The sequence below is a fragment of the Sphingobacterium puteale genome (genome assembly GCF_050986225.1).
In the GTDB taxonomy this organism is placed as follows: domain Bacteria; phylum Bacteroidota; class Bacteroidia; order Sphingobacteriales; family Sphingobacteriaceae; genus Sphingobacterium; species Sphingobacterium puteale.
Window position 1 is genome coordinate 5,272,965 of record NZ_CP158959.1, and the last position, 24,823, is coordinate 5,297,787.

The 24,823-nt window shown below is 41.5% G+C and carries 13 protein-coding genes; all 13 read right to left on the bottom strand.

Going from position 1 to position 24,823, the window contains the following annotated elements; translation table 11 throughout:
* Positions 1–216 precede the first annotated feature (216 nt).
* The gene (locus tag ABTV71_RS22210; RefSeq protein WP_433901124.1) at positions 217–1,536 is read right to left on the bottom strand and encodes a glycosyl hydrolase family 28 protein; all 1,320 of its coding nucleotides are present in this window, start codon (positions 1,534–1,536) and stop codon (positions 217–219) included.
* The gene (locus ABTV71_RS22215) at positions 1,523–5,587 is read right to left on the bottom strand and encodes a response regulator (RefSeq protein WP_433901125.1); all 4,065 of its coding nucleotides are present in this window, start codon (positions 5,585–5,587) and stop codon (positions 1,523–1,525) included. Before ABTV71_RS22215 ends, ABTV71_RS22210 begins: the two co-directional genes overlap by 14 nt.
* 201 nt (positions 5,588–5,788) lie before the next feature.
* A complete protein-coding gene (locus tag ABTV71_RS22220) occupies positions 5,789–6,538 on the bottom strand; it encodes a hypothetical protein (protein ID WP_433901126.1) in 750 nt (249 codons plus the stop codon).
* 38 nt (positions 6,539–6,576) lie between these two features.
* The gene (locus tag ABTV71_RS22225) at positions 6,577–9,342 is read right to left on the bottom strand and encodes a sugar-binding domain-containing protein (protein WP_433901127.1); all 2,766 of its coding nucleotides are present in this window, start codon (positions 9,340–9,342) and stop codon (positions 6,577–6,579) included.
* A gap of 86 nt (positions 9,343–9,428) precedes the next feature.
* On the bottom strand, positions 9,429–11,216 hold the full coding sequence (locus ABTV71_RS22230) for a glycoside hydrolase family 2 protein (protein ID WP_433901128.1): 1,788 nt from the start codon (positions 11,214–11,216) through the stop codon (positions 9,429–9,431).
* 28 nt (positions 11,217–11,244) lie between these two features.
* Positions 11,245–12,633 carry a DUF4832 domain-containing protein gene (locus ABTV71_RS22235; protein WP_433901129.1) on the bottom strand — a complete coding sequence of 463 codons (1,389 nt, stop codon included), beginning with the start codon at positions 12,631–12,633 and terminating at the stop codon, positions 11,245–11,247.
* Between the two features lie 823 nt (positions 12,634–13,456).
* The gene (locus tag ABTV71_RS22240; RefSeq protein ID WP_183078807.1) at positions 13,457–13,609 is read right to left on the bottom strand and encodes a hypothetical protein; all 153 of its coding nucleotides are present in this window, start codon (positions 13,607–13,609) and stop codon (positions 13,457–13,459) included.
* A gap of 186 nt (positions 13,610–13,795) precedes the next feature.
* The gene (locus ABTV71_RS22245; protein WP_121126402.1) at positions 13,796–15,508 is read right to left on the bottom strand and encodes a RagB/SusD family nutrient uptake outer membrane protein; all 1,713 of its coding nucleotides are present in this window, start codon (positions 15,506–15,508) and stop codon (positions 13,796–13,798) included.
* Positions 15,509–15,545: 37 nt separating this feature from the next.
* Positions 15,546–18,509, bottom strand: coding sequence for a SusC/RagA family TonB-linked outer membrane protein (locus ABTV71_RS22250; protein WP_433901130.1), 2,964 nt, complete (start codon positions 18,507–18,509; stop codon positions 15,546–15,548).
* A 507-nt stretch (positions 18,510–19,016) separates the two neighbouring features.
* On the bottom strand, positions 19,017–21,026 hold the full coding sequence (locus ABTV71_RS22255; protein WP_433901131.1) for a DUF2264 domain-containing protein: 2,010 nt from the start codon (positions 21,024–21,026) through the stop codon (positions 19,017–19,019).
* A 14-nt stretch (positions 21,027–21,040) separates the two neighbouring features.
* Entirely contained in the window at positions 21,041–22,378 is a 1,338-nt protein-coding gene (locus ABTV71_RS22260) for a BNR repeat-containing protein (RefSeq protein WP_433901132.1), read from the bottom strand.
* Between the two features lie 44 nt (positions 22,379–22,422).
* Entirely contained in the window at positions 22,423–23,667 is a 1,245-nt protein-coding gene (locus tag ABTV71_RS22265) for a DUF2264 domain-containing protein (protein ID WP_433901133.1), read from the bottom strand.
* Between the two features lie 13 nt (positions 23,668–23,680).
* Positions 23,681–24,796 carry a glycoside hydrolase family 88/105 protein gene (locus ABTV71_RS22270; protein WP_433901134.1) on the bottom strand — a complete coding sequence of 372 codons (1,116 nt, stop codon included), beginning with the start codon at positions 24,794–24,796 and terminating at the stop codon, positions 23,681–23,683.
* Positions 24,797–24,823 lie beyond the last annotated feature (27 nt).

The following is a 24,823-nucleotide window of genomic DNA, read 5'->3' on the forward strand; positions in this document are numbered from 1 at the left end:
ATCGATTTTTGTAAAGTTCGGATTACCCTGCGTGAGCCTAATCACCTGGTCGGGAGGAATTTTCATACACATATTTTGCTTTTTTAAAATTGGTTAAGACAAAACTATAATCATCACCAATTCGTAGGGTTCGTTTTTGTACGAAAATGGTTTGATTTTGTACAAAAGGCAAAAACATGTGTTTTTCGCTGTAAAATGGAGGTTAGGAGCGCTTTATTATTCGTTTTTTATACGCATTATTTGATCTAAGATAACAGTATCGCTTGGTTGCACATCGATAGCTTCACCCCGACCTTTATAAATGATATCGCGGAAACTGGCCTGGGAGATACCTTTAGCTTTTATAGGTTGATGACTGATTAAATTTCGTACAAATAAACCCTGCACATGCTCGCCATACTCGACCACCAAACCTTGTTGTGCTAGCGGACTGATGACCATATTCTCGATAAAAACATGACTTATACGGAGTTTACCTACAGGCATAATCCGTATGGATCGGTGTGAAATTGAATAGAAGTCCTGCCAGTTCTGGAGATAAATAGTCGAAATGTTGTCGATTTCGCCCCTATAAATCGAACCACTTACCACATTTACATTTTCTTCACCCGCTCCCACTCCGGTATCTGTCAACCCGATATTAATAAAGTCGTCACCGCTTTTACCTTTGCAATTCGCAATAATAATATTTTTACAGCCAAAACGTATGCCCATGCCGTCTTGGTTCAAAATCTGTTTGTCTACTCCATCAACAGTTACTGCCTGCCTTACGTTAAAAGTAATATCGCTTACCTTACCGTTTGTACAGCGCTCCAATACCAGGCCGTGTCCATGATAATCCTTTAATGTTATGCCGCTAACCTCAAATACATCGATGTAAGCCAATATAATGGCGTGGTTACGCCATCCACCTTTCTGGTTCTCTCCGGGCTTACCTGCATCGGTACCATAAGATTGTCCAAATCCGCGGGGATTTAAGGACAGGATTTTATTATGGTCACCGGTAGCTCTGGGATGATCAGCTCCTTCTAAAAGAACATTTCCTTTTCCAATAATCCGAATATTCTTTGCGGGTGCTATATCTTTAATTGCCAGCCCTGAATTTGCCGAACGAATAAAATTATCCCGGCATTTATCCGATAGCTTAATGGTACAGTTATTCAATTCAAGTTCAAAATCGCCGGGAAGCAAAATGGCCTGATCAATGAGCCAGACACTTTTTTTCGTTACCGCATCGTATTTAGGGATCACAACTTTCCCAGTCGACTTTTTTGCTTCATTTATGGCTTTTTGTATACGTTCTGACTGGGAACCACTTTTGTATTTATTGGGGCTGATAGAAGACTCATCTACCTTTTGGGCGACAGCCGCTGTCAGAAAAATCACGTTAAACAAGCAAAAGCAATATGTAAGCAGAAGCGTTTTTATAAAAATTGTCATTTTCATGATCATTAGGATTTCAAAAATATAGAATTGCCTTTCCCCCATCTGAAAGGAGATATCGGTCAAAATTGGCTGTATTTTATTTCTTTCCACTGGAAACCTTTTTCTTAAACTCTGAAGGGCTCAGTTCAAACTGTTTTTTGAAACAGACGCTAAAGTATTTGGCATTGTTAAACCCGGTTTGGTAAGCAACTTCCGCTATCGTCAAATCCGATTTTTCTAATAGATAAGCACTTCTTTTCAGCCGCATATTCAAAATAAATTCTTTGATGGACATTCCCACAATATCATGTATTTTTTGATAAAGGATGGTTCTGCCCACGTTCATATCAGCCACAAAATCTTCCACGGAATAACTGGCATTGTCAATATTTTCTTCAATGACCTGAATGGCCTTAATCAGCAGTTCCTCGTCCATGGAGGTGACGGTTACATTGGAGGGATCTACCTGAACGTGTTTGCTGTATTTTTCTTTTAGTTCCCGCTGATTTCTTAGAATGGTTTCCGTCTGTTGCAACAAATAGTCAACATGAAACGGTTTATCAATAAACACATTGGCGCCATATTCCAATGCTTTTATTTTATGCTGGTTGTCATCTCCCGTACCCGAAATCATAATAATAGGAATATGGCTAGTTTTAAAATTTTGTCTAAGGCTACGGCATACTTCCAAGCCATTGCGATTTGGCATGATCAAATCGGTAATAATAAGTTGCGGATAAATTTTTTCGGCTTTAATTAAGCCCTCTTCCCCGTCACTCGCCGTGTACACATTATATTTTTCGGCCAGACGCTGCTCTAGATAGACTCGCAGCTGTTGGTCATCTTCAATGAGCAGGATATTATCTGTCTTTTTTATAGGGATCGATCCTGTTTCTGGGGCTGCAGTATCCTGCGTGATAATATCGTCGATTTCAGAAACGGTGTAATCATACACGTTAGGCTGCATGTCGCCTGCCCCGGCCTGTTTCCTTAACGGTAGTGAAATGGTAAATGAAATTTTATCGGTCTTATTGACCATCCATATTTTACCCTCAAGCACATCTACCAGTTCTTTCACAATAGCAAGTCCAAGTCCTGAACTTTCTTCAAAAGTTGGCCTATGAGAAGATAAGCGGTTAAAAGAAGTGTAAAGCGTCGCGATCTGTTCTTCAGAAAAACAATCACCGGTATTTATAACTTCAATGGAGATGTATTCGACTTCCGTCGGATTTAACGAAAGAAACCGTTCTTTTTCTTCTGCTGTTGCACTATAGATACGTACGCCCACATACCCATTATCTGGTGTATATTTTAGGGCATTGGAGAACAGATTAGTCAATATTTTTTCGATAACATCGTAATCAAAGGCAACATATAAATTGTCCTTGTACGCGGAAATATTGGTTTCAACACCTTTTTTATTGGCATAGAGCTCAAACAGGCCAAATATATCCCTAACAAAATTGATAAAATCACCAACCTGCGGATTGAGCGTAATTTTTTGGCTTTCTATTTCGCGAAAGCGCAGCAATTGGCTAATCATCCGCTGTATTCTGGATACATTTTTCTCTATTAAATCCATGTATACCAAAGCAGTATCGTTGGATACAATAGTATCTTTGAGTTGCTTAAGCGGCTGTAAAACCAAGGTTAGCGGTGTTTTTAAATCGTGTGAGATATTGGTAAAGAAGTCGGTACGCGCCTGGTTCAGCTCTTGCATATTCTGTTCTTTTAAACGCTCGAGTGCTAATCGCTCTTTAAACACTCTTTTATTGCTGTAATATCTCATTATGAAAAAGAGCAGAGCAGAAAAAAGTGCTGCATAGCAGCAATATGCCCACCAGGACAAGAAAAATGGTGGATCGACATGGATATATAATCGTGATATTTGATCGCCCCATAGCCCATCATTATTGGAAGCCTTGATTTCGAAGGTATAATCTCCGCCCGGAAGGTTGAGAAACTGTACAGATTTCTGATTGGCATGACTGATTTGCCAGTCTTCACCAAGGCCCAACATCCGGTAAGCGAACTGGTTCTTCTCTGCGGATAGATAACTATTTGCAGAAAACTTAATTTCTACATTGGACTGGCTACTGGAGAGCCTTATCTTGTCTTCTTTTCGATTGGAAAGACTACCAATGTCTTTCGTTAAAACTGATGAGCCATCCGCTGGTTTCACGAGTTTATTGTTGACCAGAAATCCTGTAAAAAAAACTTTCGGTTTTTGAAGATTTTTATTGAGGTACGCCGGATCGAAAAGTAGAAATCCATTGGTACCACCAAACAGCATTTCACCCCTGGAAGTTTTGTAAGCGGCATGAATATAAAATGAACCAATTTTATTTTCCTGATAAAATCTCGCTTTCTCAAATTTACTGGATTTCCAATTGAAACAAAAAAGACCATCACTGGTACTTAACCAGATATTTTTCGTGGCAACATCTTCTAATATGCCAAATACCATTTTTGCCGGGAATCCGTTTCTTACACTATAGTTGACATATGTCCCATCTCTTTTGAGTACATTTACGCCTTTACCCAATGTTCCCAACCATACTTCGCCATTTGAAGTCACTGTATAACTACACAGGTAATTTGCTGAATAGGAAGCATCTTTGAGCACGTAGTGCTTCAATATCTTTAACGTATGGGGATTTACAACAAAAAATCCTTGATGGCTAATTAAACAGAGCTGATCTTCGTTATTCACATATAATGCTTCGACTTCGAGTTTCATTTTTTTGCCCTGCGCATCAAGGACGCTCACCATCTCTATAGGGTCTAGCGGCTTCTTTCGATATAAAAATGATTTATCGGGATCTGTCATCCACCAGGTGCCTTCCTTATCGTTTACAAAATCATAAACGGTGAGCGGTTGCTGGCTCTCCGGAGAGCGGAAATTGAAACTGCTGAAATGCTGATTGTCCACATCATAACTACCAATACCGCCGTTATAGGCTGAAATCAACAGTTTTTTGCTCGTTCGGTCAAATTTCAGGCGTTTAATCATATGGGGACTCGACGAACTACCCTGCGATTTTTCTAGAGGGTTAAACTGATCCTTTTTTCTATTCCAGTAATTCAGGCTCCCCCCCTCGGTACCGATCCATATATTTCCCAGATGATCTTCCTGAAAACTACTGACTATGGGGTGATTGAGTCCCCCTGGGCTGGGCTTGAAGTAACGTACTCGGGAATCGTAAAGCGAGCTATAAGCTATTTTACCACCATAAGTACCTATCCAGGCTCCTTGGTCCGGATCCGGATAAATTGTCCATATCGAGTTATTCGGTAATGAATAAGCATCGTTCAAGTTCATTTGCAAGGTGCTGCTGCTTTCATTGGATGGATCATAAAGATACAATCCAGCTTGCGTAGCCACCCAGATCACCCCGGTTTGGTCCAAATATAATTTTTTGGTTAACACGGCTGAATTTCCCATTATGCTTACTGGGATCTTCTGTTTTAAGGTACCTGTTAAATCTGTTACATGGATTCCCCCTCGTTGTGTTAAAAAGTAATATTCCCCCCCATACGCGACCGCATCGTTCACCTGATTTATCGTACTACCAAAATCCGCGAACTGGATGAGGCGTTTTTTCGTCATTTCAACTTGATACACGACAGCCCCTTGGCTTAGAAACACCTGATCTTTAGCACTCAATATATTTTGGAAAGACTTGTTTTTGGGCAATAAAAAGCTTTCTGTCTGTTTATTTTGCGGATTATAGCGTAGTATGCTATTGTCTGACAGCATGTAAACCCGACCATCGCTATGTACACAAAGCGAACGGATCATTCCGGGAACCACAACATGAAAAGAAAACCGTTCGTAATCGAATTTTAATAAGCCTTGCCCAGAAGCTAGAAACAGATTTCCCTTTTTATCCCGAATTAAAGAACCATAACCCCATTTTTGCGCTGGTTTGATCGCAGAGACGATATCATTTAACTGATAAAAACTATTGCCATCGTACATGAAGAGCGCATCGGGCCCCGTGTACCATATACGCCCTAAACTATCTTTTGCGATGCTCTGTATACCGCCATAATAGGAAGTTTCGGGCATCAGATGAAACCTATACCTCGAAAGATCGATGCCGAGAACACATTGCCCCCAAAAAACGACGAAACAAATTATCAGACTGTATTTATTCATTTACCGATGCTACTAAAGCTGTTTAAACTTTCAATCCAAGATTTACGCGTGCCAGTTACAATCAAAATATCCTGCTACTAATTGTTGATCAGTGGTTCTATAAACTTCGATTATCATACTATTAGGCAATGAGCTTCGTCGAAATTCTGGCCTTAGCTCTTTTTCAGCTGTTCAGATCCATGCGAAGCCAACAGTACCAATTTACTTAAAAACAGGCGTTGGGGACAAACTTATCTTCTTTTGCTGATTATTTTTGAGTTCGAAGATTACAAGTTCATTTTTTCCGGGTATTAAATCCTCCGAAGGAATTAATATCGACTGCTGTTTTTCTTCCTCCCAGTAAGATCCCAAATATTTTTGATTTAACCAGACCTCGCCCATTCCCCATCCTGTCATATTAAGATACTTGTTTCCGGACAGATTGTGTTCGAACTGACCTTTGTAAAAACCTGGGCTGTCATTAGCTGCTGATCTTTGTTCAAAAACCAAATCCTTCAGTGGATAATTACGCACCGTTAAGGGGATCATTTTCCAGTCTTGAAGGTCGTTTCCGTCTAAAGTAATGGTGCCAAAAAGCCCTTTTGAATTATCTGTAATTTCTGGTCCGTAAGTGATCCGACCAATATTCTCGACATAAAATTGAAGCAAGTGTTTGCCTGGATGTGTTTTGATGGCTAGTTTTTTACTCTTATCTGTCAGGCTACCCTGTACCTTACCGTCGACATAGACCACGGCATAATCGCGTACATTTTCCAATTCCAGCTCTTCGCTTTCGGCATCAGTGTTTATCTCGGTCTGATAAAGTACATAGCCCGATTCGATGTCCAAATCATTAAAAGATAATGCATTTTCCGCCTCGACAGCCTTATTATAAACCTGGTTTACAGACGCTTTCTCTTCTAATCTAGTTTCCTGTGCCATGAGGTTCTGACTTAAAAAAAGAGTCATCATAGATAATATCATTGTTCTTACCATTGTGTAAATCTTTCTTATTTCTCTAAAAATGATTGAATAAAGGTCTCATCAACGGCCACTTGCGGCGAGAATTTCTCACTTTTTACATAATTATCGATACTGTACAACAATTGTTGGGTAGCGGGACGGTTATCCATATCATTTTTGGTGTCCAATGCCAGTACCAGCAGTTTACCGCCGTGCAGTTTGGCTTCGAAACCAATACCCAATTTCTGGTTGTTGTCGTAGCTGTCGATGACCTGTATAAAGGGACGCAGTTGTTGTGGTGCATGTTGCATTTCGATTACTTTCGCATGGTTCAGGATATCCCACCATTGCCAATCGGTATGGTATGAAGTAAGAAAATCCTTAAACATGGCCTGCTTATGATGGACCAGGTTGCCGATGGTCATCGGTGCCCATGCAAACATAATGGGGTTCCAAAAATGATTGTGAAACAGTGACTTTCGGCCTTTAACCTGGTCTGGAGAAGGATAAAGAACCACGGTTTTACCCTGGGCCAACTGCCTTTTGGCAACATCATCGTAGACATCGGTGTACAATACATTAGCTGTAGACTGCATCAGATGTTGATGCTTTGGATATACCCAAATGTCCCAGCTATTTTTAATGCTATCGTTCACCGCAAGATGAACCGTAACTTTTTGAGTGCTGATGTTTTTTAGGGGAATCTCAAATTCACCTACCGGCGATACATTTTCGTTGGCAATGGTTTGCTTTTTCAGCGTTCCCTTTTTCAATACGTTGCCAGCGGTATCGGTCAACCACCATTTAATTTTCGCATTTTCAAGTGCAGAATTGCTAAAGTTATATACCTCGGCTTTACCCCTAAATGTTTCTGTGTTGAAAAAACTGCTTTTATCGTAGCGCAATAGAGCGACCGTTGGCGCGCAAAACTCGCTGAATTTTTCTGCTGTAACCAATCCTTTCGAATCCCAGAAAGGATCGAAGATCCCCACGGGCGCGTACCCTTGTCCCGGAAAGTCATTCATCGACAAAAGCTGAAATCCGGCAGATTTACCTGATCGCAACAGGGCTTCGATCACGGCTTTGTACTCCAGCACGGTCAACGCACCAGATGCTCTGAAGAAATCCTTTGCTTGGTCCAACATGCCATTTTTTTGTAATAGATCGCTAAATACTTCAAAATTGCGGGCCTCTACGGGACTGTTGGCATATTTCTTTATTTCATCAAAGTTTGGATAAATACAACGTTGCCCTGACTCGTGTGAAATGACGGGCACATCTACATCAGATTCCGCATTCTTGTCCCAATCAGTACCCGGTTGACCTTCGTAAACCTTTACAGCCCCTTTGTTGGTTTGCTGGGATACGTAATATTGATCTGATTTAACCCTTGTCCGTGCAGTAGAACCGCTATAAAGATGACGAGGATCAGCTTTTCTGCCTTCGGCGGTAAGTTCCTCAATAAAGTCGAAGTTCCCTGTAATTTCATTGCCGTTGCAGTACAGAACAAACGAAGGATGGTTGCCGTATTCTTTCAAAATAGCTTTAATTTCACGGCGGAAGAAGTTATATCTAGACTCGTCGGGTTCGGCATCTTTCCCCCACATAGGCATTTCCACCTCAAAATATATCCCATGTTTGTCTGCCATGCGAAAGGCCGCCGCCGGCGGGCACCATGAATGGAATCGTAAATGGTTCATGCCATACGTCTTCATCAGCACCATGATTCGTTCCCAAGAGGCATCGTCGAGCGGAGCATGGCCTGTTTTTGGAAACACTGCATTTTCTACATTGCCTCTTAGATGGATGGGACGATTATTGAGCAGTACATGGTTTTTTCCTTGTTTTACTTCACGCATACCAAAGGTGGTAGCCTTTTCATGCCGATAGCTGTTTTTGCCGTCAGAGGTATTCAGTTGACAATTTATACGATAGAGGTTTGGGTTAAACTCATCCCACAATTTGATATGCTTACCTAATGGAATAGTGGTCTCTACGAAGTTCACCGAATCGGTACTTACCAGTGCAACTTCATCCTTAAGGCTGTAGTTTGTTCCCTCGATGACGAAAGACACTTTGCCCTTTACCTGTTTTTTGGTCGCATTATTTACTCGTAATTTTACTTTTATGGACTGATCGGCTATATTTGGATATACCTGAAGATCTTCCAGATAAACTGGGTCTATGGCCAGCAGTTTTATTTCTCCTAGAATACCGTTCCAGTTAATCTGTGTAAATTCAGTATGCGCATGGTTCCATTTATGGGTGTTATACTGAAACCGGTTATCGATACAAATGGTCATTCGATGCTTCTTTCCCGGCTTTACAAATGAGCTCAGATCGTGGTTGTGGGGCACACTTACATAATCGATACTGCTAACTTCCTTGGTATCTACAAAAACTGAACTCAACCAGTGGGTCCGTTCAAAGTATAGGAATATTTTTTTTCCCTTCCAGTCAGCAGGAATATCGATATCACGTTGGTACCATGCCGGTCCCATATATTCGTATTTTCGGGTCAGACGGTCAATATATTTATAGGAATTTTTATATCCTATCTGATAATCATCGGTAATACCGGGAAGCTTAATTGTTTCTTGCAAAAGATGGTTATAGCGGGGGGACAGCGAGCCTCTACGGAAATCCATCACGTCCGTCTGAAACCCCCAAGTGCCTGATAAATCGATAGCATCTTGAGCCTTTAACAAGGCTGCCTGCAGGAAAAGCCCCGTTAGGCACATCATTTTAAAGTATTTATAGATGCTTGTCCTGTATTCATCCATTTTGTGTTTCGATAGTTTATGTGCTTTCATTCTTTTCGGTATATTATTTTTGTAGGCATCGAAAAAATAGTGTCTATGTGATGCTCCTCTTTAAGCTCGTTTTCGGAATTGAAATCTTATTTATTATCATAATAATGCTTCATCAGAAACCAGGCTTTCTTTCGGTAGCCTTGGTCTGAGATCAATCCTTTGCGGTTCCAGCCATCTTGGTTGGTCGGATGAAAACGGAACGGCGAACGGAAATCAAATAGCACCCAGGGTGAAGTTCCGCGCAGGTTTGGAATATGCTTAAACATTTCGAGGTTGTTTTTGTACAAAGTCTCTTGGTAATCTTCACTCCATGAACTGACGACATCCTTTTCGCCCGTTTTGCCATACAGCGCCTCGCCCCCAAATTCAGAAATAATTAAAGGCTGGCCTTTTGCCACATCCCATACTGCTTTATCAGGAGAAACTGGCCAGGAATGGTACCAGCCTAAATATTTGTTGACAGCTACGACGTCCAATTCTTTCGTAAAAGGATCATCCATAACAAAGGTTTCCTTTTCCTTATTGAAACGAACAAGATCAAAAGCAGCGGTTATAAGCCTGGTCGTGTCAATGGCTCTGCATGTAGCAATCAAATGCCTGATAAAAGCATTTCTAGGCTCGGACGGTTGGGTTTCATTGGCTACCCCCCAAAAAGCGAGTGCGCAACGATTTTTGTCTCGAGCAACCATTTCCCGCATCATTTTACCGGCTTTCTCTTTGGTCGATTCATTTTCAAAATCGATGCCCTGCCAAATGGGAATTTCTTCCCACAACAAGAAACCCATTTTTTCGGCCATTCTCACGATATATTCATTTTGTGGATAATGCGCCAAGCGAATCATATTACAGCCCAAAGCTTTCGCTTCTGAAAGCAGCATCACTGCATCGGCCTGTGAAAAAGCACGACCTTTGCGTTGCGGTATTTCCTCATGAAATGAAATGGACTTGAGAAAAATAGCTTCGCCATTCAGGAAGATATCTTCCCCTTTAACCCAAATATTTCGAAAACCTATTTCCTCTTCTATTTGATCATCGTGCGTTGAAATCTTCACGTTATACAGTTTAGGAGCAGTAGGCGACCAACGTTTGATTTCTCTTGATAGGAAAGAAGTTTTTACTTCTCCCTGGGCATCTGTTTTAAGCGTTTGTTTTAGTTGTAGTTCCGGTATTTCGATAGTTACCGAGGAATTGGCCATCTTTTCCGAAAGTTTGACCTTCGCATTGATTTTATCTGCTTTGGTTTTGTCCAATTGAACAAAATAATCATCGATAAAAACTTTTGGCGTGGTTACCAAAAAGACATCTCGGGTGATACCACCATAGTTCCACCAATCAAAGGCCATTGCCGGAATGGCATCAACTTGCCGGCTATTATTTACCTCAACTGCCAAAAAATTATCGTTTTCTTTAGCTGCATCCGTTATTTCAATCTGAAAGGGAGTAAAACCACCTTCGTGTTGTGCTATCTCTTGTCCATTGAGATATATGCGACAACGGTAACTTACCGCAGCGAAATACAAGAACAACCTTTTGTTATTTTCTTTCACTACATCGAACTTACGCCCATACCAGATGGTACCTTCGTAATATTTAAGTTCAGGAATTTGACTGTTCCAATCTGAAGGTACATTTAAACGGAGACCATTCTCGAAAGCGTATTCATAAAAATCAGTCTTGTTTTCGGCTTTTTTATTCAGGTAGATTTGGTTTTTTCTTCCCTGGTCGTATAAGTCTACAATAGCATCCCACTTTCCATTTAAGGATTGAGCTCGCCTACCATACACATTGGCCATATTTTGCTGTGCAACAAGGTTGGAGGTTATCAGACTAAAAAAAAGAGACAATATCAAAGATAGATTGATCAGCTTTATCATAATAGGTGTTAGTTCTTAATAAAATTTTCTATTTTACCTGCAATTCCGACAGCTTTGTCCAACCCTGAGCCGTTAAATCTCCATCAAGAGCAAGTTGAATTGCCGGCTTATTTTCCCTGGTCGTATCGACAATGGCGACGGCCCAGCTGTAAATTCCTGCAGGTAGATCTACTTTTGCATTTATTTTATAACTCGCAGCAGCACCTTTCAACCAAGCAGACGGCTCACTCTGACGATCTACAATAATCTTTTTGACATTCCCTTTGGCATCTAACAACGCAAAAGCAACTTTGTATTTGTAGTTCCATTGTGGAATATTATTAGGTAAATAGCCCCAGCCCATATTCTGCCAACGATGGGAAATTAGGGCTACCTTACCCCGCTTGATATCTTGTGGCAGGCTGATTTGGTCTGGATATACACGGTAACCTCCTTCTGTAATAAACCGTTGAACCAAATCAAAGGACTTAAACCAGGATTCAGTTTCTCCACCCGCTCTAAAGTCCATCATATTGACATGGGCTTCGGCCGACAGGTCGAACTCACCTTTCCTCACATCCTCATCATGACCTTCTCTATATTTCCCACTGGGGTCTGTCCAATAGCGGTGCTTACCTGGAGCGATAATCCAGCCTCCTTCCATAATGATAGGACGCTTAAAATTCCATTTCCTGGCAAAATCCTTTTCCCAATTCTGGTAATAGCCAGTCATGCCAAAAGCATCGTGGCGAAGGCTATACCCCTTATCAATAGCTTTATCCAATAAGCGTTCACTGTTCGGGTTGACTGCTCCCCAACTTTCGGGATGACCGACTAGACGATGGTAGTTGATAACCAAAGGAACTTTTGTAAATGTGTTAGCATATAAACTGGTCACCCAGTCCAGGGTTTCCTCCTTTATTTTTTCGGTATTTTCGGGCGTTGCCATTTTAGGATCTTCATAGACAACATAATGTGCTTCGCCCCATTTTCCCAAGCCATAGGCATCAATAAAGGAGGTCTTTTCAGGATCATTAAATTCCTTGGCCAAAGCTGTGATAAATTTGGCATAGTATTTTCTAAAAACCGGATCCTGCGGATAAGGTGTTTGTCTATCGGGATGATTTTCATTTTCCAAATAATATTTGGCTCCAAGGTCAAACACAAATTTGGGTGTATTTTGTCCCTGGTCGCGGCCATCTACCACAATACGGAGCGCTATGGGCAGCCCTCTCTTTTGCGCGCCTTTTAGGAGCTTTCCTATTCTGGAATTTGGATCATCCCAAGCATAAACACCTTCACTGGGATTCAGCGAAGACCAGCTCGTGCGTACATAACATGCCGAAGCATAATCGATGACCTTTACCTTTTTACCCAATGCCGGCACAAAATATTCGATATCCCAATACGTTTCATCGGCATTACGGGGAGCATACATTACCCAACCATTTAATGGGTTACGCAAGACTGAATGACCATCGTATTTCGGCTTTAATAAGGTATACCCGGAGTTCTTCGCATTGCTTTTCCCTTTATTTTTTTGAGAAAAGCCAAGCGATGCAGAAGTGCACAATAAAAGCGTTAAATAAATTTTTATTATCCAATTTGAGATTATCCGTTTGTTTATTGTTTCGTATTTGAACATATTTTCAAGTCTACTGGTTATTGGTTATTGTAATCCCATTGTGTCAGCCCCTTCTATAGTTTATCCTATATTGGTGTTGTTTCAACAAAACTGATTTATTGGGATATGGTACAAAATTAGCCATGGCAGGCTACCGCTATGGTATTGATTTGTTCAGAAATGGTTCGTTTTTGTACAAAAAATTGGATGTCGATGTCTTTCTTCATTTGTGATAAAGCTTTTCTGAGCGCTTTGATCTTTGCACAGGATAATATTTGCTTTCTGTTTAATTTCAAACTATAGCACAATAGACCTTAGCGCTGGAGCTTTTTCAAAAAAAAATCAGTCCAATAAAACTATTTCAAATCGGCTATTGTTCTTATTATACAAAACGGCTACAAGCTACCTTTCGAGAGAAAGGATCAACATAAAAATTGGCGCCGTACAGTGAAAATCCAATTGTCTTTAAAAACATTGGATGCCGAAACAAAAAAGAGGAAACGATAGGAAACATAAAAATTGCTGTACAAAAAAACGCTAAGAGAAAGGGTCTGATGAGAATCAGGCCCTTTTGACGTAAAAAGCCACATCCTGGGACGTGGCGCAACAACATTTATATATTTATTTTGAGATGCGCTTATTTATACGAATTGACCAAACTAGTTACTTTCAAGTCGTTACCTTCGCGAACCAAAGTCACTAGCTTAGTCTTGGTAAAGTCTTCAAACTTCAGGATCGCTTTGGCTACCATATAATCGGCAGGCTCTTCGAGAATATCGGTGCATACCACAGTTTAGTTCGCCAATATCCATTTCAACATTGGAAGACCACTCTCCAGACATACCCAAGGTCCAAAACACGGCCAAAGCCCTTCGCCCAAACGGATCTGGAAGAGCGATTTTTTACAAATAAGCTTATCCTTAAGCCTATTTGTAAAAAATCGGATCACATTGACCAAACAATATCCTGATGAAGATTATTTATACCCCAGATTTTGCTTTAGATTGTCGCCGTCTTTATTATTCAGTTGAATCTCACTTAATGGAATAGGCAGTAAAACATTATAATCCTGAAAACCAGCCGTTATCTTATTTGCAGGACCCGTGTCCCCATTGCGTAAAATCCGTTCTTTAAGCTTATTCATTCTGACTAAAGTCATTCGACGGTTTTCTTCTGCTATCAGCTCGCGGGCGCGTTCATCTAGGATAAAATCAATCGTTAACTCACTTGCCGCCACTTTTCCTAATTGATTATTGCCCGACTCTGCACGCGCCACTTTAAATGAACGATCCCGTAGTTTATTGATATCCTCGGCAGCACCAACTGTATTGCCCTGCCGCAATCGAGCTTCTGCACGCAACAAATAAGTTTCTCCGAATCTCATAACAGGCCAATCTTTTACCAGGGCATAACCAAAATCATCCAGTGGATCATAACCGCCCCATTTTGTTGGAAATGGATACCAGACTTCCAAACTATCGGTACGGAAAGGGACTACCTTATCCCCTGTTTTGATAATGATATTTTTAGATCCTGTACCTTTTGCTACGCGATATCCATCCGCGTCGATACCAATTTCTGTACTGAAATTTGGACGATTATAATTGGTTGTCCTCCGTATATTAAAATTGCTATTGCGGATATCGCCTTTTAGCCCTTTCCATACCGTATACTTCATAAAATTACTTAACCTTAAACGGCCATTTCCTCTTCCGCCCAGCGAATCGGCATTGACCATACCATCCCATTTGTGGTAAGCAGGCTGCCATACCCGACGTTGTTGTGGGTTGTCAATCGTACCGCCATTGACCTCTCGGTTATACTCCAACTCAAAAGTCCAGATGGCTTCGGTATTCCCCTGTCTACGGCGCATGTTTCCCTGACGAAACATATCCCTAAAGTAATCACCACCTTCGGCCAGGTATTTTCCATAACGTGCCTCAATCAACTTATAGTTACCTCCATTGATAATAGCGGTTGCCATCGTTTCAGCTTGTGCGAAATAGCTTGCGTCACGCATACCAATACGTAAAAAAGCCTCTGCAGCGAGCTGTCTCGCCATATCCTTATTGATTCGGCTAGGTGTGCTCGCTGTAGCAAGATCGGGGAGCTCTTTAACGGCATAATTCAAATCATCAGCGATAACCTTGTCGATTTCAGCAACAGCGTTTCGTGTATAATTAAATGTAGGCACCTTAATTGAACTGGTCAACAGAGGTACATCTCCCCACAATGTAACCAGCATATTATAGGCATATGCGCGAAAAAATCGTGCTTCGGCAGACGCTTTTGCGTTGCTATCCCCCACGCCGTCAATAACAAGATTGGCATTATTAATAAATGCATAACATTTTTCCCATAAAAAACTTACGCCTCCATTTTCTGAATTCAAATCGGCATATTGGTAAAAAGGATTTTCGACACCCTCGGTCGATCCAGCACTCGTAATATCCGTCCCAATCTGCCAACAGGAAAGAAATCCTTGCCGGCCACTGTAACCCCAAAGCTGAGCGAAATTGTAATGTAAGCCCAACAGCCTGTTTTCAACTGTTGTCGGATCAACATTTGTTGCATCGTAACTTGAATAAGGTTTTTCGTCCAAATAACCTTTACCACAAGAGCTTGCTCCTACGGATAACAAAGCCAACATGGAGAATAAGGTGGTATAATTGTTTATCGTCTTTTTCATGTGTATGTAATTGATTTTGAAAAATGATGGATGAGCGTTAAAAGCTAAGGTTAATCCCCAAAACATACGTCCTCACCATTGGGTAGTTTATTGCGTCATTTGTGGATCCGCGTGTAATATCCCTTGCTTCAGGATCCCAGCCCAACCAATTGGTCCATGTATACAAATTGCGACCACTTGCATAAATAGTTAAGCCTTGGACTCCTATTTTTTCAACAAGCTGTTGTGGCATGGTGTAACTTAAGGTTATATCTTTCAAACGAGTGAAACTTGCATTTGATGGGAAGCCGTAGCCATGGATATTGGAGTGGTTACCCAAAGAGCGCCATTCGTTACTTTTATTTTCTGGTGTCCAATATCCCAGTGCTGCAGGTGTGCTGCGACGCCCCATCTCATCCGAAGCACCGCCGATTTGTGGATTATTACGCAATGCACCTTGGACTGTATTGATAAAAACATTGAGTGTAAATGCTTTGTAGCTAAATGTATTGGTCAGACCTGCGGTCCATTTTGGCGCAGTCTGTCCGAGAACAGATCGATCGCCGTCATCAATTTTACCATCAGCATTTAGATCTGCCAATTTAAGATCGCCCGCTTGCGCAGCATCATCCCAACCCTTGTTCGCTCCAGACGCAATCTCATCTTCCTGCCAGATACCTACCTTGGTATAATCATAGATGACCCCTAGAGGTTGGCCTATAAACCACCTATTGCCCAGGTCGTCTTTACCGTTGCCATATACTTCAGTGATCTTATTTTTATTACGGGAGAAGACCAGCGTACTGGACCAGTTAAAATTGTCCTTAACAATATTTTTGGTATTTAAGGTCAAGTCGATACCCTTATTCTCAATTTTACCAATATTCGAATACACTGTCGCAAAACCTGTTAGCTTAGGTAATCCCTGGGTCAGGAGCAGATCATAGGTACTGGATTTGTACATATCTATACTACCGGAAATCCGATTATTTAATAGTCCAAAGTCAACACCGGTATTGAGACCCTTTGTTTTTTCCCATTGCAAATCATAATTGCCCATCAAGGTTCTAATAGTTAAGGCAGTATTCGACAGGCCATTCATTGCCATGGGGTTTGAGTCCATTAAAAATTGGGTGCGATAAACAGGAATAGCTTCATTTCCAGAAAGACCATAAGAAACCCGCCATTTTAAACTGCTGACAATATGCTTGGTATTCTGCATAAAGGATTCATTATGGATATTCCAAGCCGCAGCTGCCGATGGAAAAGCACCATATTTATTGTTTCTACCGAAAACAGATGCACCATCTCGACGAACGGTCAGGGTCAACATATAGCGGCTATCATAAGCATAATTTAAGCGGCCCATTTGTGAGATGGTACGGTATAAATCCGCCGTCGAAGAAACCTTTTGGGTGGATGCCGCCCCTAAATTACCCCAACCAAGTGCATCATTGGGAAATACTTCGCCCGTCGCAATCGCCTGTTGCCAATATTTGCTTTTCGCCGCATATAACCCCGTGAAGTCAATATGGTGCTTACCAAAGTCTTTGGCATAAGTCAATATATTCTCTAATGTATAGGTCTGTGTTTCATTATTGGTCATACGTCCGAGACCAGCAAAATTATAGACCGATTCGCCTTCATATTCATTGTTCCTGACCGGTACAAAAGAATAACCCGCATTCAATTTATATTTCAGTCCAGCTAATGGCTTATATAATTCACCAAAATTTAGCTCGGCATAGCCATTCAGTGAGATATTAAATTGTCGGCGTTGTGGATCTAAGGTCGTCGGCAGTAAAGGATTGGACCATAATTGTTCTGAGTACATCGGATATTGGGTCAAAGAACCATCTTCGTTATACATTCTAGCATAGGGACTCATTGCCGCGGCTTGCAACAGATTAGCCCGGCCGCCATCTCTATTGTGTGCAACAATAAATGAAGACGTACCCACAGATAGGTATTTGGTAGCCTTGAAATCGGTATTCGTCCGGAAGGAGTAACGTTTGTAATTGTACCCCAGCAAGACTCCTTTTTCATTTAAATAATCGCCCGACACAAAATACTTGGCATTTTCACTTCCACCGGACAGACTTACGTTGTGATTTTGTATAACGCCCGTCTGCATCACCGCATCCAGCCAATCTGTCGTTATACCATTTTTATAATTGTCGTATTCGTATTGATTACGCACGGGACCGCCATTGTATAAACTTGTGTTGGTAATCCGTGCATATTCCGCATAACGTTTTAACAGTTCTTCGCCAGATACCGGTTCAAGAATATGCGCTACATTCTCTATACCGCCATAGCCACTGTAACGAATTGACGGCTTACCTGTTGTTCCTCTCTTTGTTGTAATCAATATAACACCGTTCGAGCCATTTACACCATAGATAGCCACTGCGGAAGGATCTTTAAGTATTTCGACTGATTCAATATCATTGGGATTGATATCATTGATAGAACCATCTGTTTTTGTCAGTGGAATTCCATCCACAACAACAAAGGGCTCCGTGGTCGCGCTGATTGAGTTTCTCCCTCTTACCTGCACCGACGGTGCATCGCCCGGAATCGATGATGCTTGAGAAACCGTCACATTGGACACGGCACCCTGAATTGCTTGCATCACATTATTCACAGGGATCTTCGAAAGTCGGTCCTTGGGAACTGAAGCAACCGAACCGGTTATATCCGATCGCTTCTGACTACCATAGCCCACCACAACAAGCTCTTCCAAGACATTTTCAACTGGCACAAGTGCAATGTCTAAATTGGCTTGTTGCCCTACTGTAATTTGCTTCTCCTGAAAGCCAACGGATGTGATAATTAAAGTGCTGCCAGGAGATACCTGAATGGAAAAATTTCCCTGAGTATTGGTTTGAACTGTTTCCGCCTCCCCTTTCACCCTAATGGTAACACCTGCAATTCCCTTCCCAGAGCTATCTTTAATAACCCCCTTGACATTTGCACTCTGCCCATAACTGGACATGGCAATCAAAAAAAGACTATTCAACAAAAGACCTTTTTTTGAACATCTGTTATAGTAATGATTTAACATGATTTATTTAATAATTGATTTGGTTAGTTTGTAATTTTCTAAGTGCTTCTGGAATCAACCTAGCAATGCCAGAATGTCCGATGGATACTCTTCTCAATTTGAATTCATAGACTCTTGTTTATAATTGGTGTTCTCGATTCCTCACGAAAATAGCGCGCAAATTTTCTAAAGAAACAAGTGAATAATTTCGCCCAACAATGGATTGGATTTAAGACAAAAGTAGCTTTGAAGCGAGATTGGGGTGTTCGATTTTAGTTCAATTGAGTTGAAATTCGCTTCAAAATGCCAAAAAATCCGTTATCGAACAGTTATGTACCGAACTTAATGCCTTATTATAGCCGAAGCAGCCAAACCTAGGAGCCGCGACCAATTGAAAAGGCACGCCATCAGAATACCTTTAATCTGAAATAATAAAGGGGCTGCCCAAAAGTGGACAGCCCCTCACCGAAATCAATGCAATGTTTATGGCATCACGGTATGAAACGTTTGTTTCTCCCCATTACGCCAACGAATCTCAACTTTCTTAACCGTTGCCTTCAACTGCGGGAAAAGTTCTTCATTTGTCCATTTTTCCCCCGATTTCTTCCACAGTTGCAATGTGACGTACCATTTTGCTCGCGTTTTTGCCCCTCGTACAAAACAATTCAATACGGAACTCTCGTCCCTTACCGGATGAAGCCCATGACAACTGATATTTTCTATTCCCTCCCAGCCCATGAGCCCTACCATAGCCAATTGGTATTCCCCATTATCTAAAATCATCGCCTCCTGCCCTTTATACTCGATTTTTTGTGAATGAATAGGACGATCCTTCCATTTTGGAAGGGCATAATGCCCCAACCGAAAGGCCAAAGGTTTATCGGAAAGTAATTGATCACACCTCAGAATTCCATTCGTTATTGCCCGCTCCGATAAGGCTATATGTATAGTCGTATCCGAAGCTAAGGTCGCCATACGACGATAGACCCCTTGCTCGTATCCTTTAAATTGATAAATACGAAGTGACTCCCACTTCTCTGACGGGGTTTGAAATGCATAATTCATTGAAATTTCTCCGTTCTTTCCGTCTGCCTGCCAAGGAAATGCACTGTTATAGGAGAGTTTATTGTAATTTTCTGTTCCTTGATAATAGCCTACGATCTTACTTGTATTCCAAGATCGAATTTCGGAAGCACCTATCCTATCATAATCAGTGATTAACATTTCAGCACCTTCTACATAAGTATTTAGTACCTTAGCAATTGGAATTTGATGATCCCAAGCACCCTGATTTTCTGAAGCAGTCCAAAATTTACTGTTTTCCGGAACCAATAGACCTAAAAAGAATTTTCCAAACCAATATACACTTCCCCGACAGCTATATTCCTGTACAGCAGGGTCAAAAGCGCCATAAAAGCCCAGGTTCGGAATACCATCTGAAAGAAAATCCGGGTTTTCTAAAAACTGTAACAAGGTACCTGATGCAATTCTTCGCATCCAACCATAATTAATGGACGGATCATCCAATAGCCCTAATAATGGAAATGGCACTGCAGCCCCCATACGATAAGAAATACTACGTCCCCACATAATCATTTCGCCATTACGGCTAAACAAATAGGGGTAACTTTTCACCACATCACGGAGGTTTGATTTGAATCGAACGGCAAGTTCGGGATACATTGTCGAACCATAGTTATTTGCCCATAGCGTTCCATAGAGCTGAAAGGCCCACATACTATAGTAATCATAGTAAGGACTATCATTGTACCAGCCATCACCGTGATAGTCTTTAAGACATTTTTCCAATAAATCCTTGAGGTATTCTTCCCGAACAAGATAACCTCTACTTTTAAAAAAGCTCAGGATCATGATATTGAAAAAGCGCCAATTCATCTGTATCGTTGGTCCATTGCCATAACTCAACATGGTCTGTGCAAGTGCGTTTTTTATATTTTCCGGCAAAGGATCCCACAACACTTCTGGAGCTGCCATTAGCGCAACCGCCAAACCTCCAAATTCGACCAGCTTTTGACTCGGTCCTCCTTTTTCCGGGAGGGGTGCAATATAGCTTTCAGAAGTCTCATCCGATAGCAGTTCCAATTGATGCCTATAATAATCTGCTACGCGAATACCTCTAATCTCATAGTCAGCATTTTTCTTTAAAAGTGGTACTGCGATGAAAAGCGTACGGCACAGCCCCTCCAATCGTTCCGTTTCGTTATGCAAGCCATCTCTAGGATAGCTACGCCCGGGTTGCTTGGGAAATAACATGGGGCTATTTAAGTCCTGAACAACAGAAAATGCTCCTTCCAACAAATAGGATGCAGCATCCATCCAATGCCGGCGTGTCAGTCCAGTGTAAGGACTTTTTTTTAAATCTGGATTTTTTAGTTCGAAAACTGAACTATTCTGGCTTAGAGCGGTTGTTGCGAATCCAATAAAAACGCAGCTAAACACCAGCAGTCTAAATAGACCCTGTTTTATCTTCATGTTGCTTAATTTTATCATTTTCTTCTCCCTTTGTCGCGCCATTCCAGCACTTTTACTGCTGTTGGCTCCGTTTCTGCTAATCCCTCACCATCTTTCTGTACCGTAGCTTGTACGAATAGCGCAATTTTACGTTTCTTTCGCCACAACTCGGTATCGTAAGTTGGTTCCCATGCTTCTACAGATTCTTGACAAAGATCAGTAATCTTCGGGGATGCTTGCTGCATACCCTGTAACGTCAAAATCGAAGGCCGGCTGCCCCTCTCCTGATCACGAAAGATCAATGTTAATGCAATCTTTTTATCCTTACCCCGAACCAATAGCTGCGGTCTTGCAATAGGAATCTCCTTTGTACCACCACCACTTAAGCTAAATGGGGTTTTTCTAAAATCAAAAGATCGCACCTTCCATTCGCCATCCTGTAAATAAATAACTTTATACTGCGGAATCTGTGATTCAGGAGCACGCCAATAGCTTGCAATAAAAGGATTCCCCTTCTCGTCAGCAGCAATTGATGTTTGATTAATCAATTCGTGTTGCTGCGGAATCCGGGCAGCATACTCTACTGTGGACGCTTTCATCGGTAGATCATACCTTATCCCATTGCTTCGCTCCCATGTTAATCCGCCATCTTTTGAACAGGCATAAGCCATATCATGATTGCTCGCCACATTCGGGCTTTCACGCCAGACCCAAGAGAGATGTATCGTCCCCCGAGTATCGACATAACTTTGCCAATACGCATTTCTCTTTCCCTCCCCATCAATCAAGTTACTGTGGACACGTTTCCACTGCTGCTGTTTTATATCATAGCTATTCACCACGAGATTGCCATTGCCGGATCCGCCATCCCTATATAGAAATAATAGCCGACCATTGGGCAGTTTTAAGAATTCGGGATAAGTAACCAGTGTTTCATTTTGACCTACCATAATCTGCTCGTAACCAAGCACGAGGCTATTCGGATGGATGGAACGGGCATATCTCAATCGACCATTATGCTGATCCCAGCATACGTGAAGATATCCAGCCTGATCTACCATGATGCTAATCACGTTATGCGCATCTTTAGCATTGCCGGTATAACCTGTTCGACGCAGCTGCCAAACCTTTCCTGATAGCAGACGTCGTCCTAACACGAGATATTCCTCGTTGTCGTAATAGGCTATATATTGATATTTACGGTTACTGATTAAAGAATTTTTGCGAAATACAGCTGTGTTGACCGTATTCTTAGCCCATCCGCTTCCGGCTATTGTTTCCTTAATTTTTTGTCCCTGCACCGGACATAGAAACAATAAGAATGAAACGCACAACATTCCTATTTTTAAAATTTTTCTCCGATATCTTTTCATTCATTATTTTAATTGAGATGCACTATTGGTTTTTAGAGCCACTATTAGTTGATAGTTTTACTCGAGTCCTTGGTCCAATCCTGCCCTGACCAAATACGCTTGGCACTCCAGTCTGTCACTTCACTTGTCCAGAAAGGATCTTCATCCGGCAAGCCCAAAGGCAAGAAAATTACTGCACAGAGATAAGGGCTACCTTGATTGTTATACGAATCTGCCAGGCCGGGCTGGTCACCATACACCCCTAATGTCAACCAGCCATTTTGGTAGGTACTTGGATTTTCTGTCGTCTTTTTCAACACAGCAGACAGCGCTCCGCGAACCTGCCCGTTGGTCAGTTCTTTAGGAAGTCGCTTCTTGAACGCCATATCAGCTAAGTGATGAAAAGCCGCAGCACGATAAACTACGGATCTACCTGTTGGCGGAAAACTACCATCCGCATTGATTAATCGCTCCTGAATAATAGCATATCGTTCGTTACGGAGTCTGATTTTCACAAACATGTTATCGTAATTTTTGGTTTTCAATTGGATCATATCCATGATCCCCGCCAAAAAAGGATGAATAACATAACTATTATAGTAATCAAAGGCATAATGTGGACCATCCATATACATGCCATCGCCAACATACCATTGCTCCAGTTGCTGCAAGGCATAGTCGACCCGCATCACATCCCAATCATCTGCATATTTCGCCAAAAAAGCTTCATTCATCGCCGAAAAAAGCAACCAATTCGAATAAGCTGGACGAAATTGACGCGTTACCTTTATCGATGATATCAAATTCTTTCTGGTTTGATGATCGATATGCTCCCATAGCCACGGACTACGCATAAAACCTAAAGCAATAAAGGAGGCGTCCACAAGCTGCTGCCCGCCGAGATCAAAGCGCATAAAATCACGTGCATTACTATCCAACGCGTTTTTAAGCGCCAGAACAGTCCAAGTTCTATATTGCTCGCGTAGCTTTCTTTCCGCTTCCGACCCTCCATCCAATGAAAGCCAAGGAGCAATACCTGACAATACTCTTCCCAATACCTCAACATATTGCACTTTAATACGATGTTGTTTGTTGTCCACCTGTGCCGATACCATCTGAGGCATGTTTATTCGAAGACTGTCATGTGCTAAACTCCGCAATACAGGACGCAGCATACGATCCATTTCCTGAAGCCAGAAAGTTCTATTTGTCTCATCATTGCCTGTAGATTTCTTTTTTTCGATTTGTGCTTGGACAGACCCTATTACTGACAGCAGCAATAGAAAGAATAATAAAATTCTATTTTTCATTTATATGATTAACTTATTTTCTATCCAGATAACGATACATTTCTGTACCGGCCAATAAGAATGCTCCTACCCCGAATGGAGCTGTAGAATTGGCATCAACCAACTGTCCGGGGATAGCCTTCTCACCGATAGGCTGTACGAAGCCGATCCTACCGTCAGCTTGTAAGGAAATTTCACTCAGATAATTCCAACCTCTAAGCGCGGCCTGCAAGAACTTCGGATCAAGCAGTATTCCTTGATTTATTCCCCAAAGTAGACCGTAGGTAAAGAAGGCAGTCCCACTAGTTTCCCTTCCGGGCGCATGTTCCGGATCCAACATGCTTCGTGTCCAAAACCCTTCTTCCTGCTGGCAGCTGACGATCGCAACCGCCATGTCTTTGAATCTTTCATGGTAATAATTGTAATGTTTATCCTGCTTGGGCAAATCTTGAAGAACCTTTGCCAAGGCTGCAAACACCCAACCATCACCTCGCGCCCAAAAATCCTTCTTGCCATGGAGGCTTTTGTGTTTCGGATAGACATATTTTGAATCGCGATAGTATAAATGATCCTCCTGATCGAACATGATACTATCTGCATAGCGCAAATAGGTATACATTTTATCAAGATAAAGTGGATCTTGGGTCAATTTGTACATTTTGGTCATGACAGGCATGACCATATACAAACCATCAGCCCACCACCAATAATCAGTGTTGGCTGAATGAATCTGATAGTCCATAACTTCTTTAGCCCGAGCTATCTTTTCCGGACTTGGCGACAAATTATAAAGATCAATATAGGTCTGGAAACAAATCTGCCAATCTCCAAAAAGCACATAATCATCCGTTTCACCATAGCTATATTTCCAATGTTGCTTGTTGGTTGATTTAGCACCTTTCCAATCATTGAATCTTGCCCAATCTTCAGAATATTTCAAATCACTTTGTGAATTTGAAATCTTATAGAATTCCATATTTCCAGTATGATAAGCCGCCTGGTCCCAAAATGCCCAAACTTCCGGATTGTGATGAGATTGCCAATAGCCGTTTGCTCTTTTGAGCTGAGAAAGAACAATTTCTTTTTTCAGTTTCTGTCCAAAAGAAAAATGTCCAATAAGTAATAGGCACAAAATAAAATTGATACGCATGTCTTGAGATTTATAAAATTTGATTCC

Bases quoted from the DNA above. Each gene is read 5' to 3' on its own strand.
- ABTV71_RS22220 (WP_433901126.1), bottom strand. From the start codon at position 6,538: ATGATGACTCTTTTTTTAAGTCAGAACCTCATGGCACAGGAAACTAGA.
- ABTV71_RS22260 (WP_433901132.1), bottom strand. From the start codon at position 22,378: ATGAAAAGATATCGGAGAAAAATTTTAAAAATAGGAATGTTGTGCGTT.
- ABTV71_RS22230 (WP_433901128.1), bottom strand. From the start codon at position 11,216: ATGATAAAGCTGATCAATCTATCTTTGATATTGTCTCTTTTTTTTAGT.
- ABTV71_RS22265 (WP_433901133.1), bottom strand. From the start codon at position 23,667: ATGAAAAATAGAATTTTATTATTCTTTCTATTGCTGCTGTCAGTAATA.
- ABTV71_RS22225 (WP_433901127.1), bottom strand. From the start codon at position 9,342: ATGAAAGCACATAAACTATCGAAACACAAAATGGATGAATACAGGACA.
- ABTV71_RS22270 (WP_433901134.1), bottom strand. From the start codon at position 24,796: ATGCGTATCAATTTTATTTTGTGCCTATTACTTATTGGACATTTTTCT.
- ABTV71_RS22215 (WP_433901125.1), bottom strand. From the start codon at position 5,587: ATGAATAAATACAGTCTGATAATTTGTTTCGTCGTTTTTTGGGGGCAA.
- ABTV71_RS22245 (WP_121126402.1), bottom strand. From the start codon at position 15,508: ATGAAAAAGACGATAAACAATTATACCACCTTATTCTCCATGTTGGCT.
- ABTV71_RS22255 (WP_433901131.1), bottom strand. From the start codon at position 21,026: ATGAAGATAAAACAGGGTCTATTTAGACTGCTGGTGTTTAGCTGCGTT.
- ABTV71_RS22235 (WP_433901129.1), bottom strand. From the start codon at position 12,633: ATGTATGCTCCCCGTAATGCCGATGAAACGTATTGGGATATCGAATAT.